The 14,196-nt window shown below is 54.9% G+C and carries 14 protein-coding genes; 6 read left to right on the plus strand and 8 right to left on the minus strand.

The features are described from left to right. Nucleotides 1-36 precede the first annotated feature (36 nt). The 5 genes from pstA to FIV00_RS23015 form a co-directional block, all read right to left on the minus strand. Nucleotides 37-1,386, minus strand: coding sequence for a phosphate ABC transporter permease PstA (pstA, locus tag FIV00_RS22995; protein WP_152502944.1), 1,350 nt, complete (start codon nucleotides 1,384-1,386; stop codon nucleotides 37-39). After that, nucleotides 1,386-2,858, minus strand: a complete 1,473-nt coding sequence (pstC, locus tag FIV00_RS23000; RefSeq protein WP_152502945.1) for a phosphate ABC transporter permease subunit PstC — start codon at nucleotides 2,856-2,858, stop codon at nucleotides 1,386-1,388. Before pstC ends, pstA begins: the two co-directional genes overlap by 1 nt. Nucleotides 2,859-2,941: 83 nt before the next feature. Then, on the minus strand, nucleotides 2,942-3,979 hold the full coding sequence (locus FIV00_RS23005; protein WP_152502946.1) for a substrate-binding domain-containing protein: 1,038 nt from the start codon (nucleotides 3,977-3,979) through the stop codon (nucleotides 2,942-2,944). 473 nt (nucleotides 3,980-4,452) lie between these two features. After that, nucleotides 4,453-5,808, minus strand: coding sequence for an ATP-binding protein (locus tag FIV00_RS23010; protein ID WP_152502947.1), 1,356 nt, complete (start codon nucleotides 5,806-5,808; stop codon nucleotides 4,453-4,455). Between the two features lie 189 nt (nucleotides 5,809-5,997). After that, nucleotides 5,998-6,477 carry an SRPBCC family protein gene (locus FIV00_RS23015; protein ID WP_152502948.1) on the minus strand — a complete coding sequence of 160 codons (480 nt, stop codon included), beginning with the start codon at nucleotides 6,475-6,477 and terminating at the stop codon, nucleotides 5,998-6,000. 224 nt (nucleotides 6,478-6,701) lie between these two features. Between FIV00_RS23015 and FIV00_RS23020 the strand changes: the two genes are divergently transcribed. Further along, nucleotides 6,702-7,604, plus strand: a complete 903-nt coding sequence (locus FIV00_RS23020; RefSeq protein ID WP_152502949.1) for an MBL fold metallo-hydrolase — start codon at nucleotides 6,702-6,704, stop codon at nucleotides 7,602-7,604. Nucleotide 7,605: 1 nt separating this feature from the next. Here FIV00_RS23020 and FIV00_RS23025 read toward each other — a convergent pair whose 3' ends face one another. Continuing rightward, nucleotides 7,606-8,589, minus strand: a complete 984-nt coding sequence (locus tag FIV00_RS23025; protein ID WP_152502950.1) for a DUF1499 domain-containing protein — start codon at nucleotides 8,587-8,589, stop codon at nucleotides 7,606-7,608. A 230-nt stretch (nucleotides 8,590-8,819) separates the two neighbouring features. Between FIV00_RS23025 and FIV00_RS23030 the strand changes: the two genes are divergently transcribed. From FIV00_RS23030 to FIV00_RS23035, 3 genes are all read left to right on the plus strand, one after another. Next, on the plus strand, nucleotides 8,820-9,224 hold the full coding sequence (locus tag FIV00_RS23030; protein ID WP_152502951.1) for a hypothetical protein: 405 nt from the start codon (nucleotides 8,820-8,822) through the stop codon (nucleotides 9,222-9,224). Nucleotides 9,225-9,509: 285 nt separating this feature from the next. Beyond that, the gene (locus FIV00_RS29890; protein ID WP_173006113.1) at nucleotides 9,510-9,653 is read left to right on the plus strand and encodes a hypothetical protein; all 144 of its coding nucleotides are present in this window, start codon (nucleotides 9,510-9,512) and stop codon (nucleotides 9,651-9,653) included. 149 nt (nucleotides 9,654-9,802) lie between these two features. After that, on the plus strand, nucleotides 9,803-10,777 hold the full coding sequence (locus FIV00_RS23035) for a magnesium transporter CorA family protein (protein ID WP_152502952.1): 975 nt from the start codon (nucleotides 9,803-9,805) through the stop codon (nucleotides 10,775-10,777). A gap of 16 nt (nucleotides 10,778-10,793) precedes the next feature. On the opposite strand, the gene pdxH is transcribed toward FIV00_RS23035, so the two are convergent. After that, nucleotides 10,794-11,429, minus strand: a complete 636-nt coding sequence (gene pdxH, locus FIV00_RS23040) for a pyridoxamine 5'-phosphate oxidase (RefSeq protein WP_152502953.1) — start codon at nucleotides 11,427-11,429, stop codon at nucleotides 10,794-10,796. Between the two features lie 81 nt (nucleotides 11,430-11,510). Between pdxH and FIV00_RS23045 the strand changes: the two genes are divergently transcribed. Both FIV00_RS23045 and FIV00_RS23050 read left to right on the plus strand, forming a co-directional pair. Then, on the plus strand, nucleotides 11,511-11,978 hold the full coding sequence (locus FIV00_RS23045) for an RT0821/Lpp0805 family surface protein (RefSeq protein ID WP_152502954.1): 468 nt from the start codon (nucleotides 11,511-11,513) through the stop codon (nucleotides 11,976-11,978). 199 nt (nucleotides 11,979-12,177) lie between these two features. Next, complete coding sequence (locus FIV00_RS23050) at nucleotides 12,178-13,164, plus strand: J domain-containing protein (protein ID WP_152502955.1); 987 nt, start codon at nucleotides 12,178-12,180, stop codon at nucleotides 13,162-13,164. A gap of 77 nt (nucleotides 13,165-13,241) precedes the next feature. Here the strand turns inward: FIV00_RS23050 and FIV00_RS23055 are convergent, their stop codons facing one another. Next, entirely contained in the window at nucleotides 13,242-14,135 is an 894-nt protein-coding gene (locus FIV00_RS23055) for a DMT family transporter (protein ID WP_152502956.1), read from the minus strand. Nucleotides 14,136-14,196 lie beyond the last annotated feature (61 nt).

Consider the following 14,196-nt stretch of genomic DNA (forward strand, 5'->3'; position numbering starts at 1 on the left):
GTTCAATGTTCGGCATCTCGTTCATCGCATCAATCCTCACCAGCGGCGCTCAAACCTGCGGCGCAGGATGATCGCGAGAATGTTCATTGTGAGCAGGAAGATCAGCAGGACGATGATACCGCCCCAAGCTTTTTCGTAGAATGCGTAATCCGCCCTGGCTGCCCAGGTGTAGATCTGAGCCGGCATGGCAGAGTTCGGATCAAGGAAGCCCGACACGAAGCCGTCTGGATATCCGCGCGCAACAAAGCCGACCATCCCGATCAGAAGCAGAGGTGCAGTTTCACCCAGCGCCTGTGCCAGACCAATGATGGTTCCCGTCAGAATACCCGGCATTGCGAGTGGCAGCACATGATGGAAGATCGCCTGCATCTTCGAAGCGCCGACGCCAAGTGCCGCGTCGCGAATGCTCGGAGGCACCGCCTTCAGCGAGGCGCGTGTTGAGATAATGATCGTGGGGAGCGTCATCAGTGTCAGCACAAGGCCGCCGACCAGCGGTGCCGACTGCGGCAGATGCATGAACTGGATGAACACAGCCAGGCCCAGGATGCCGAACACAATGGAAGGAACAGCAGCCAGGTTCGATATGTTCACCTCGATCAGATCGGTGAACTTGTTCTGCGGTGCGAATTCTTCAAGATAAATGGAGGCTGCCACACCAATGGGGAGCGACAGAAACAGAACCACCAGCATCATGAAGAAGGAGCCGATCACCGATGCTCCAATGCCCGCCCCACCCGGATTGTCGACGCCTGAATCCGTTCCGGTGATAAAGCTCCAGTTGAAGACAGACCTGATGATATTGGCCTCGACCAGGATATCGACGAGGTCCAGATCTGCTTTCTGCAAGAAGCGGCTGTCGGTCATGTTCTCGCGGGTCACACGTCCGTTGAGATAACCGTCAACGCGTGAGGAAGCTGCCAGTTCAAACGAAACGGGCTGTCCAAGCTGGCTCTCATCCGCCTTGAAGAACGACCTGATGTCGCCGCCGGGTTTGCCGACAATTCGCTCAATAGTGCTGGCGTCGAAGGGAACGTCGAGACCCTTTTCCTCAAGCTGACTTTGCAGAGCTTCGATAAAGATCTGCGCATAGGCCTTGGTCTTGAAGAGCTGGCCCTCCGCTTCGTCATACTGCTCTTGTGTCAGCGTGAACTCCACCTCGACAACCGTCTTGGTGAAAGCGGGAATGCCCTCGGAAATGATGGCGATGGCCAGGACAACGAGGAAAAACAGGCCTATTCCAATCGCTCCAATGCCGTAGGCTTGAAAGCGCTTCTCCGCCGCGTTCCGTTTACGGGTCAGTTCATCGATCGCATAAAGCGACTTTGGCTGAACAGACTTCGCGCTGGAGGGCTCGGACGTTGCGGGAGGAAGTGTTGCGTCGGTCATCAGTCATACTGCTCCCGGTACTTGCGCACGATGTAGAGTGCGACGATGTTAAGTCCAAGTGTCACCACAAAGAGCGTCATGCCGAGGGCAAAGGCAACCAGAGCAACCGGGGACGCGAAGTCGGCATCGCCGGTCAACTGACTGACGATTTTCGCAGTCACCGTCGTCATGGCTTCAAAAGGATTGAGGCTCAGGCGCGCGGCTGCGCCAGCCCCGAGTACAACGATCATCGTTTCGCCGATTGCACGCGAGGCCGCGAGCAGGATTGCGCCGACGATACCCGGAAGAGCAGCGGGAAGAATGACCTGCTTTACCGTTTCCGATTTCGTTGCACCAAGACCGTAAGAGCCGTCACGCATCGCCTGGGGAACTGCATTGATGATATCGTCGGAGAGCGAGCTCACAAACGGGATCAGCATGATGCCCATGACGAGACCTGCCGTCATGACGGCCGTACCGGCTTGCATGATACCGAGCCCATTGTCGCCGAATACCGACAAGAGAAGCGGCCCGACTGTCAGCAATGCGAAGAGACCGTAAACAATGGTCGGGATACCGGCCAGGATCTCAAGAAGTGGCTTGGCGACAGAGCGAACCCTCGAGCTGGCATATTCAGACAGATAGACAGCTGCAAAGAGGCCGATGGGAACCGCGACAACAAGAGCGACAATCGAAATATAGAATGTGCCCCATAGCAGTGGAATGATACCGAGTTCTGACGAACCGCCACGACCGGAGAAGCTCGGCGACCAGGTCAGGCCAAAGAAGAAATCCTTCGCCGGATAGAGCCTGAAGAATTCAACCGTGTTGAAAACCAGTGACAGTACGATCCCCACGGTCGTCAAAATGGCGATCAGAGCCGCAGAAAACAGGATGACCCGTATCCCCTTTTCCACCGTGTTTCGGGCGCGGAAATCCTTGTTGGTTTCCTTCAGGCCCCAAAGCGCGCCGGCAATCGCGATGAGGATAACGACAATCGACATGTAAAGACTGCCGGTCGCCGCCATGATCCGAAAGGACTGTGCTGCCCGCATGACCGGCTGCGTGATATCGGACGTTACAATTTGCCCGGCAGCTTTCAGACGGGCGGTAATATCGGTGAAATCGGCACGCGCGTTGCGCGCAAACTCTTCACTCATCTGACCAGCTGCCACCGCATTCTCCAGACCGGTCGCGGCGCGGCGCACCTCGGCCATGACAAGGCCCAGCGATGAGCCTTCCTGGATGGCTGTTTCGGGAATTGTGCTGGAAATAGTGCTGTTAATATAAAACGGCTGCGCCAGCAGCCAGACAATCAAAACCAGAAACGCAGGAACGGCGGCCTTCATGGCCACATTCGCCCCATAGTAGGACGGAAGAGAGTGCAGTTGGCTGATCTCTCCAGAAGCGCTGGTCAAGGCACGTGCGCGCCCCACGATGTAGCCTACCAAAGATATGGCAAGCACGATCACGACGAGCCAGAACAAGGACATATGGTCCCCCAGAGTGTGTATGTCCGGAAACGAAAAAGGGGCGACGGGAATTGCCGCCCCTTTCTGAATGAGCCGAGGCTCTCTTACTTCATTGTTTCTTCAGCTTCGATAGATGCCTGCGTGGCAGCCAGCTCCGGATCGGCAACGAGGCCGTATTGAGCCAACGGGCCGGACGGGCCAGCAATTTCGTCTGCTGTGAAGAACTGAGCATATTCTTTCAGACCCGGGATAACACCGATATGCGCCTTCTTGATGTAGAAGAACAGCGGACGGGAAACCGGGTACTCACCGGTAGAAATGGTTTCCGTGGACGGAGCCACATCACCCATGGTCGCAACTTTCAGCTTGTCGGTGTTGTTCTCGTAGAATGCGAGACCGAAGATGCCGATGCCGTTCGGGTTGGAGTCGATGCGAGCAAGCGTCTCGGTGTAGTCGCCGTCGATGTCGGTGGACTTGCCGTCTGCACGCACGTCGATGCAAGCATCTTCCGCGTCGTCTTCTGACATGCCGCTGTCGAGCATTGCCTGAAGGGCGCCGGTTGCTTCACAGCCTACTGCCAGAACCTTTTCTTCGAACACTTCACGGGTACCGTGCTTGGTGCCGGGAATGAAAGCAGCGATATCGACGTCCGGCAGGTCAGCGTTGAATTCAGCCCATTTGCTGTATGGGTTGTCGACGATCTTGCCGTCTTTCAGCACTTTGGCGCCGAGAGCGTTGAAGATGTCTGCTGCCTGGAACGCCGTGAAGGCTGGACCGTCTTTTTGAGACGCGAAGACGATTCCGTCGTAACCGATGCGGACTTCGATAATGTCCTTAACACCAGCTTCAGCACAGGCTTTGATCTCTTTCTCGCGGATCTTGCGCGAAGCGTTTGCCACGTCGATGGTGTTTTCACCAACACCTTCACAAAAACGCTTCAGGCCAGCAGAAGAACCACCGGATTCCACAACCGGTGTCGGGAAATCGGTGTTTTCGCCAAAGGCTTCAGCAACAATGGAAGCATACGGCAGGACGGTGGAAGAACCAGCAACCTGAACCTGATCGCGAGCCTGAGCTGAGCCAACAAATGCGGTAGAAGCAACAGCCAGAGCAGTTGCGCTTACGAGGGTCGTAAATTTCACTTGACCACTCCCTTTGAATGTCAAGGTTTGTAGAGGATCGCAAGTCGCAGAAATGCGCGAGCGATGCCGGGACCCTAGGGCCCATGGATGAGAGTTCTATGACAGTTCTTTTTCAGTTTTGTGACAATTTAAATAACTGAAATAAAAGAGATTTTTTCGTTTCATCAAAGTTTTATGTCAATATGACCGTCATTTTACGACTCGTTGCTCGCCGTATAAACGCATCCTTGGCTTTGATCATCAGCGAGACTCATCGCCAACTTTGAATGAGATGCCATGGTTAGCTCGATCCGAGCCAGATTGCGTCATAGGCAAAACATGGACACTCGGGTTCAAGACCCAGCCTTCATCTCAATCTTTCGGAGAGCTACGTCTTCGCTGGACGGGTCTCTGCCAACTTGCAGAAAGGGTCTGACGGCGGCTCTGCTGTGCAATGGATGATTCAAGTCAGAACCCTCATGCGAAACTGTTCTTTAAGTGGACGCGGCCTCATCTTTGCCCTCGCCTTCGATTATCGATGGCAGAAACACTTTGAAAACGGCACCGTTTCCAGGTTCGCTTTCAACGTCCAAGCGCGCGCGATGGCGGGTCAGGATGTGCTTTACGATTGCCAGACCCAGCCCTGTTCCCTTCAATGCACGGCTGGATTCAACATCCACACGGTAAAACCGCTCCGTCAGACGCGGCAGGTGTTCTGTCGGAATACCGTCACCGTAGTCGCGAATGGAGAGTTCCCAGCCGGTAGCAGCTGCCGCATCCGACTGAGCGGACAACGAGACATCCACGAACTCACCCTCCGACCCGTATTTCAGGGCGTTTTCGATTAGGTTTTCCGTCACCTGAATGAGTTCATCTCGTTCACCCATCACCCTCGCCGCCTGGTCAGGCATGTTCAGCCGGATGGTAACGTTGAGATCCTTGGCGAGAGGAGACAAGGCATCCGATGTGTGGCGGACGACTTCACAAAGGTCGACAACACTGTCAGGACGGACATGAGCCTTCAGTTCGATCCGCGACAGAGACAGAATATCATCGATCAATCGACGCATCCGACCGGCCTGATCCAGCATGATCGACAGGAAACGGTCTTGCGCCTCCCGGTCGTTTTTCGCTGGTCCCTGCAAGGTTTCGATAAACCCGGTGAGGGAGGCCAGAGGGGTTCGCAACTCGTGGCTTGCGTTTGCGACGAAATCGCTGCGCATGCGCTCCAAGCGGCGGTTTTCCGTCAGGTCCTGAATAACGACCAATATAAAGTCAGGCAGGCTTTGTGGGCGTTCGGCAGTGTTGCTGCCTGGCATATAGATCGGAGCAATGTGAGCTTCATAAGAGGTTTCTGTCGGGACCTTCTCGACCCAGCTGATCCGCTCGGTTTGACCGGTGCTGCAAACCCGATCAAACGCTTCCAGGAGTGAAGGTGCCCTGAGTGAAAAAGAAAGTGGGTCCCCGGGCTTTACGCCTTGATAAAGAGATTGCGCCTGAGCGTTGACATAGCGCGTAATGCCACGTCCATCCGCCACAAAACATGGCGTTGGCAAAGCGTCGACGGTCACCTTCATTCCCGTGCCGGGCCACATTTTGCGGATTTCACGCTGGGCCTTGAGTTTAACCCGCCGGTTTACCGAACGTCTTGGAACGAAAGCCGCAACCGAGGTCAGGGCGAGCATTGCAACGATGCCGGACCAGAGCGAAACACCATAGGTGAAGATGCCATAGACAACCGCGCACAGGGCGGTCAGCAGGATCCAGCGTGCCTCACCAATTCTGGTCAGCGGCGAGGCTGCTGCTTTGGCCTCGGCGGCCTCCTCTTCAGACGAGTGGGAATCGGTCATGAATTCGATAAGTGATTGTGAACCTGAGATCGGTGTCCCGAATTGCCGACACTATTTCGACGTCGTAGGAGTTTGACAAGGTCGAAATCGGAAATTTGAAAAACGGGCCTGAGCACCGTCTAGCACGGTAAGCATGTCATTCCGGCGACAGAGGCGACACTTTAATTTGTTGCGCCAATAAAGACCTGGTCATCGCCAGCTACCTGAACGAGCTGCGGACTTCAGTCTGGCAATCGTGTCCGGCCAGCCCTCCGACCTACGCATTCGATTAAGATATTCAGCGCCGGTTTCTCCGTGCCTTAAAAACTCGCTGTGCACCACTTCAAGACGTGTTGCCTCGCCAGCTTCCCGGAAATTGATCATGACACGACTTGCGGTCGCCGGATCCGCGACTTCGGTGCCATCGATGGTGACCTGCCATGCGATGCGAATAAAGAGCGGCGGCTCGATCGAAAGGACGGTGCCCCAGACGCGTTGTTGACCCGTACTGTCGATCTCATAGCAAGTGCCGCCGGCAAAAGGTTCGATACCGGCTTCCACATTTCCTTGCGCGACGTCTGCGAACGGAGATGACCACCACAAATCCAACCGATCGACAAGCATGGAAAATGCCTTTTCCCTCGGCATGTCCAGCAAGCTGTCAAACCGGCATTCAGTTTCGTGCGACATCACGCTCCGCCAAGGCTGTTCAATCTTGTTCAAGTGACAATCTTTCATAGAAATGCCCGAATTGGCAAAGTCCGGTTTCCCTAGCTGATTCAAACGTCAGACAGATGACGAGTGAAAGTGCCTGATTATTCCCGAGTCACCGGCTAGATTTCTTCGTTGAATTGCGGTGGAAAGCGACGCAAGTATTCTTTGATCCCAAGCTCAATTCAAAAGGCACCTCGGACTTGCGGCACGACAGAGACTTCACCCCCCGTTACGGACAGGCCATCGAAATCGTTCCCGGTGTCCGGCGTTTGACCGCGAACAATCCCGGACCTTTCACATTTTTCGGCACAAATTGCTATTTGCTTGGAACCGACAGGCTCGTTGTCGTCGATCCGGGTCCGGCAGACGAACTGCAAGTAGACGCGATCCTGAAGGCTGCAGACAGAGCCACCATAGAAGCGATCCTCGTCAGTCATACCCATGTCGATCATGCTCCGGGCGCGAGACTGCTGAAACAAAGAACAGGTGCACAGATTGTCGGCTGCGGTGTCCACCGTGCGGCACGAGACTTGTTGGAAAATGAAGTCAATCCTCTCGACGCCAGCGGCGACAAGGAATATGCCCCGGATCAGCAACTGGAGGATGGCGAAGTCTTTCGCACTGCGGGCCTGGCGCTGGAAACCGTTTCAACGCCCGGACACACGGCCAATCACCTGTGTTTCGCGCTTGATGGCGCTGACCTCCTGCTGTCGGCCGATCATGTGATGGGGTGGTCGACATCCATCGTGGCACCGCCTGACGGCAACATGCGCGATTACATGACATCGTTGGACAAGCTTCTGGCGCGCCCGGAACAGCTCTATTGCCCGGGCCATGGAGGCATAATCCGAGAAGCAAGTCAGTATGTGCAGGACTTGAAGCAGCACAGGCTCGCGCGCGAACAATCAATTCTTAGCCAGTTGGCAAACGGCGATAAGAGCATTCCGGAAATTGTCACAGTGCTTTACGCTGATGTGAACCCGGCCCTGCATCCAGCCGCGGGGCTGTCGGTTTTTGCTCACCTGGAAGATCTGGTAGGGCGCGGCGAAGCAACCGCTTCACCCGGGCTCGGCCTCAACAGCCGCTATGGCAGGCGCGCTTAAATCAGCCTTCCAGATCGGTCAGACCGAAATCGTCAACTTCGGGAGCCTCTTCCTCTTCAAAGTAAGGCTTGAAACCAGGCAGTGGTATCGTGTCGCGCGGCTCCTGCAACGGCACGATTTCCGGCTCGTCCTCCAGCTCATCTTCGTCGACCGACAGACGAGCCAGATCACCATATGTCTCCAGCAGAACCCTGTCGATCTCGGCAAATACCAGCCGGATATTGTCTGCGTTTCCGGTCAGGTCCTTGAGAGGTGTCTGGGACCGGGCTCGAACATCCAGCAACGCACCAAGTGGGTCGGGGCGGATGCGCAAGCTGACGTCATGTTTGAGGCCCAGAAGCCGTGACGTTCCAACTGCCTGCAATCTTGTTGGGGCATCAAGGAGATCGGGCGGCAGTTCATCGACAACGACCCACCCCAATGTATCGACGGCTTTTGCGCCAGCTGCGTGCAACTGTGCGGGAGGTATTCTGTATCTTCGCGGGACGATATCCGGGTATTGCCTGGAGCGCCCGGTTGTCTTTGGCTCCGAACCGGTTACCTGCGTGATCGCGGGCCAGAGATGTGTTTCCAACGACGTATTGAACCAGCCCAAAAAAGGTTGCTCTTCCGAGAGAGATTGAATTTTCATATTCGGCGGGTCGACACGGTTAGTCGACAAGTCGTCTGGTCCGGCCTGAAGGACCAGCATGCCCAGAATGATACCGGGTGCGACAAGCGCAATGGCTGCAAGCAACATGCCCGTCAAAGCCGATGGAAGGCCCGGTCCGCCATGTGCCCAAATTCGTTGAAAGGCAATCAGCGCGAGACCGATTGCGAGGAGTGCTGCCACTCCGGCTCCTGCAAGAGAAAGTGCGAAAACATCTGCATCAACGAAACCGAAACGCTTGGACAGATAGGCGGTTACAGCCAATGCAAGCGCAACCGCGCCGACAATTCGGCTTGCCGGTGCTGACCTTGTTTTGTAGGCGGCGTAACGTTTCATAGCTTTCCAATTCGTTGGCCCTTGAGCGCGAAAGCCAACACTGATGTTCTGATTGTTTCTTTCTTTACAGAACAAATGTCAAAAATGAACTTCACTTTCAGGGGCAGCAAAGCATAAATTTGCAAAAAGAGGGTTGGGTAAACGCCTGATTCAGCGGCACTGAAAAAATGCTAAAGAGGCGCGAGGTAAGGATGCCGGTCAAGGGCACAGGTCATCCGGTGGAAAATCTGGTGCGAAATACTGACGCTAAGAACCGCGGCCGAAGTCCAGGTAGTCGGTTGCGCTCGTTTTTCCTGCCCGGCCGCGGCAATATCTTTCTGTGTTACCTGATGACACTGTCGGTCATGCTGTGTCCAATCGCCCTTTTGTTCGCAATCTTGTTTGCCGAAACGCAAAACGAAGAGTTTCAGGCTCACTACCACTATCTTCGCACAACCATTGCACTTTTGGTCATCGGTTTGCTGACCGGTTGCCTCCTGATCGTACTGGGGGCTTCCTTGTCGTCGTTACTCATTTTTGCAGGTCTGGCATTTGCAGGCGCTGCACTGATCTTGACAGTGCTTCGCTGCAGCCATGGTTTGATCCGCACGACACGCGGATTACCTCTGAGGAACCACAGAACCTACTTTATTTAGCGACCAACTTGCACCTATCGGCCTTTACTTGACGGATCTCAAAACAGGTAAATAAAAGATTACCTGCTTTCTTCAAATTCGCAGAATTATCGTTACATCCTGTTATGGTATTTGACTGGCCTGAACGCGGCAATAAGCACATACTTATTGGGTCCAGGCATCAAATGTGGGCGACTTTTCAATCTGCCTTCCGTTTGCCGCAATTGGACACCAAATGCAGCGCGCCCGCACAACATCAACGCGTAAACCAGTATCGCGGGCACTGGACTACAACGGACCTGACAAATGTCTGAACAAATCTCCCGACCGTCCACAATCGCTTCTTCTGGAGCGAAACTTGTCAATCAGTACAAGCCGGTCGGCATCGCCGCGATTACTGCAGCTGCAATCTGCAAAAACGCAGGCACAGAGAAGAAAAAGAAGAAGTAAGCTTTTGGCACTGCAAGCGCCAACCCACAATGCCGCCAACATCCTCATCTGAGGATCAGGGACAGGCAGACAAGGTTGCCGCCGCATGATCACTTGGGCACACTGCCGCTGATCCGGACGCAATGAGTGTTCCAGCGGAGACAGCTTAAATGATCATAGCCTACTGCCCCTCGGTAAACGGCCTGGAGCGCATAGAACTTGCTCCGGGCACGCCGCTGCCAACAACATCCATCTGGATCGATCTGGTCGCCCCATCACAAGATGAGCAAAAGGCCGCCGAGAAGTTGATGGGAGCGGAAATACCGACGCGCGAAGAGATCGCTTCGATCGAAACGTCTGAGCGCCTTTATCTGGAGCCTGGAGCGGTTGTCATGACTGCCCAGCTTCCGATCGCCACCCGCACAATCGATCCCACCTTATCGTCCGTCACCTTTGTGGCCAACGCGAAACGCCTGGTTACCGTCCGATATGGCGAACCAAAGTCTATTGCCCTGCTCTCTCGCAAAATCCAGAGCGATAGAACGATCGCCCATCGCGGACCGGCGGTGTTATTTGCGATGCTCGACATCATCGTCGACCGTTGTGCAGACGAAATGGAAGCGGCATCAGCAAGGTATGACGAACTCGCTGTACAGGTGTTCGGTGATGGACTGAACACCCGGAAAACCGCCAGCTATCAGGATGCCATACGGCAGCTGGGCCAGATCGGCCTTCACGTCACCAAGATGCACGATGTTTGTACAAGCCTTGCCCGGATGCTCATATACATGAACACCCATGCAAAGCGATTTGATTTGAGCGAAGACCAAATCGCCGAAGTCAAGATGTTCGGCCGGGACATTCATTCCATCAAGGAGCACGGCGATGCGTTGGACAACAAGCTGGCGTTTTTGCTCGACGCAACCGTCGGCCTGGTCACGCTGGAACAGAACCAGATTTCCAAGATCTTCACGGTCCTCGGAGTTATCTTCCTGCCCCCGACCCTGATCGCATCGATTTACGGCATGAATTTCGACAAGATGCCAGAATTGCGGTGGGAACTTGGCTTCCCGTTTTCAATCGGGCTCATGCTGCTCTCGATCGTGGCAACCTTTCTTGTCTTCCGATGGAAGAAGCTGCTTTAGCGGATCGACTGAAACCTCAAGGATATAGCCGTTCCCGTTTCCATTTCTGACCGGGAGCCTCTCGTGTCAACAGCACCCGGTCGTGCAGCCGGAATGGCCGGTCGTGCCAGAATTCAATGGAGACAGGCTCCAAGCGCATGCCGGACCAGTGGTCCGGGCGTGGGATGTCGCCAATGCCGAATTTGGCGGTGAATTTAGCAACTTCCTTTTCGAGTGCGAACCGGCTTTCCAGCGGCCGCGACTGTTTGGAGGCCCAAGCGCCAATCCTGCTGCCGCGCGGCCGTGACTGGTAATATGCGTCGGCTTCATCAGCCGGCACCTCAGAAACAGGACCACGAATGCGCACTTGCCTGCGCAGCGACTTCCAGTGAAAACACATGGCCGCTTTGCCCGCCTGCAGGAGTTCCTTGCCCTTTGTGCTTTCAAAATTTGTGTAAAAAACGAAACCGCGTTCATCGAAGCCCTTGAGCAACAGCATCCGCACATTTGGCATGCCGGTTTGGTCGACCGTTGCCAGCGCAAAGGCATTCGGATCGTTTGGTTCCGACGCCTTGGCATCCTCAAGCCATTCAGAAAAAAGATCAAATGGCTGTGTGACTTCGGTGAAGTCACCTTTTGTTAACTCTTCATGAGGATCTTTGAGGTCTGTCATGGGTACCTGTCGAAGGAAACGACAGCCTGAAGCGCGGCATGAGACTGCCATCACGTGGGGGCTGTCCAATAGATGTATCGTATGCGTTCATATACTGCCAGGCGTATCAAGATCCAGCCCTTTGCCGCCGTCCTGTTCGTGGTCGGGGCAGCTGTTGCTGGTTGCAGCCAGGTGTCGGTCCCTGTCGGCAGCAACAATGTTGACACCCCTACGATATTGACCGGCTCGATCGCCTCCACAACAGATGAGGCCTATTCTGACATCAATCAGGACGATCGTTCAATTATTGCGGAAAACCTGGACGTAATCGGACCTGACCTGACTGCAAGCGGAGATACAAACGGTCTGACACTGCCTTGGCTCAATTCAGTGAGCGGAAATTCCGGAACGCTGTCCAGCATCGTGACGTCCGACCTGAATGAGACCGGTTGCCTGTCGTTCAAAACGACTGCAAACACCATTACGGGTATAAAACTCTATTCCGGAACCGCCTGCCGCGACGTGACGCAGAAATTCGCCGTAACAACACTTTCCGTCGCAGGTGCTTGATCCTTCGAACAAAGACGCTAAAAGCAAAGAGCTTCTGACATGGACGGGGCTGGAATTTCCACCTGTTCGTTCCGATATAAGAGATAAGTCCGGTTGGACTTGACCCCTTGGTATCGCACGCTTCGGAGCAGGCACTGTGTCCGGAGCGTTTTAGCGTGGGTTGGTAGGCCGGAAAATCTTTAGAAACCTGGTGAGACGAATGCGTGATCCCTATAGCGTCCTCGGGGTGGCGAAATCCGCCAGCGAGGGCGACATAAAAAAGGCCTTCAGGAAACTGGCCAAAAAGTACCACCCCGATCAAAATAAAAACGATCCGGGTGCACAACAGCGTTTTGCCGAAGTGAACCAAGCTTACGAGATTGTCGGCGACAAGGAAAAACGCGCCCAGTTCGATCGCGGAGAGATTGATGCAGAGGGCAAGCAGAAATTCCACGCCGGTGGTTTTGAAGGCTTCACCGGCCATCAGGACTTCGGCTCTGCTGGCGGGTCCAGAGGCTTCAAGAACTCAGGCGGCTCTGGCGCTTTTGACGACATTCTGAACGACATTTTCGGCAGCTTCGGCAAGGGTGGCTCTCGCGGTCGCGCCGGTGCTGGAGCGGGGCCTGGCGGTGGTTTCGCCGGAGGCGCGCACACCAGATCCGCCCCTAAAGCCAAAGGCAAAAACGCTGAAATCATCGCGCGTGCATCGCTCGAGGATATCGTCAACTCCGGCAAAACGCAGGTCACGCTACCCAATAGCAAGACCGTGAATGTGACCTTGCCCAAAGGGGTCGTCGAGGGTGAAAAGATCCGTCTCAAGGGACAAGGACATCCAGGTGAGAATGGCGGGCCTGCCGGCGATGCCATGGTCGAAATCCGCTTTCGCCAACATCCGCTGTTCGAAGTGAAAGGCTCGGATTTGCATCTTGATTTGCCGCTGGCGCTTTATGAGGCGGTTCTGGGAGCAAAAGTCCGCACTCCAACACTTACGGGTGCGGTCAATTTGACAATCCCGGAAAACGCCTCCAGTGGGAAAACCATGCGACTGAAAGGCAAGGGTCTTCCAACCAAGACCGGTGGCCATGGCGACCTTCTGGTCAAGCTGCAGATCGTGATGCCGCCTCACAATGACGAAGAGCTGGAAACGCTCATGAAAGCCTGGAAGGAAATCACACCTTATCGGGCCCGCGGTCCGGAATTCGACTGAGACCGAAACGAAACCTTCGCCAATAGGTGCAAGCGATCAGAAATGCCGCCCTCAGGGCGGCATTTTCATGTCGGCGGTCAATAGAGCACGATAACTGCAGTGCCTATGACAGCGATTGCGGTTCCTGCCATCGCTTCCAGGCCAGGCCTTTTTCCCTTTGTTGCCCAAAGGATCAGCAACACGCACAAGGGCGAAAGCGACCCCAGCACTGCGGCAACTCCTGCCTGTGTATTGGCGAAGGCATATAGCAGCAGCGACGATGAAATCCCGTATCCGATGACGCCGGGCATGATCGTTCTGAAAAGAAGATAGGGCGAGGTTTCCGTATCCGCCCTCACGGCCTGAGAGGGCCAGATACTCGCCAGTGAGATCACGGCTGCAGCACCTAGAAGCCGAATGGCAGTCACCGCGACTGGCTCAGCACCAGCGGTCAGCGCTGGTTTAACCGCGAGAAAACCCGCCCCTTGAAGAGTTGCTGCCAATAGCCCCAGTAACACAACACTCAACAAACGCTTTCCAGCAACGCCCTCTTCCCTCTCAGCCTGGCTGCCAAAACGAATGGCTATCACGAGACCGGCAAGAATGAGCACACCACCCAATAAATCCACTGGCCCGATTGTTTCACCTATCCAGAAATAGGCGAGCCCGGCGACCACGGGGGCTTTCAAACACAAAAGCAGCTCGGTGAGACGCGGCCCGCCACGACGCAGGCACTCGATCATCGCGAGATTTCCAAGCAGAATTCCGCCAAGTGAGCTGACCAAAAAGGCTGGCCAGTGTTGCCAGTCAATGCTCGGCCAGAGGTCGAACAAACTGCTCAGCACCCCCATCAGAGCTGCGCAGAATATCAGCTGAATGCGGGTAAACTCAAACGCGCCCAACGCTTTGGCTGGCATCTGTGCCAACACAATTCCACTTGCCCACCCAATAGAGGCAAAAAGAGCGGTTGAAGCCGCAACAATTCCAAGCATGGTAGTTATCCGCGTGCTATCTTTTACGTAGCATTAGTTCGCTACACAAAAGATAGCAAGA

The organism is Labrenzia sp. THAF82 (genome assembly GCF_009363435.1).
Lineage (GTDB): Bacteria > Pseudomonadota > Alphaproteobacteria > Rhizobiales > Stappiaceae > Roseibium > Roseibium porphyridii.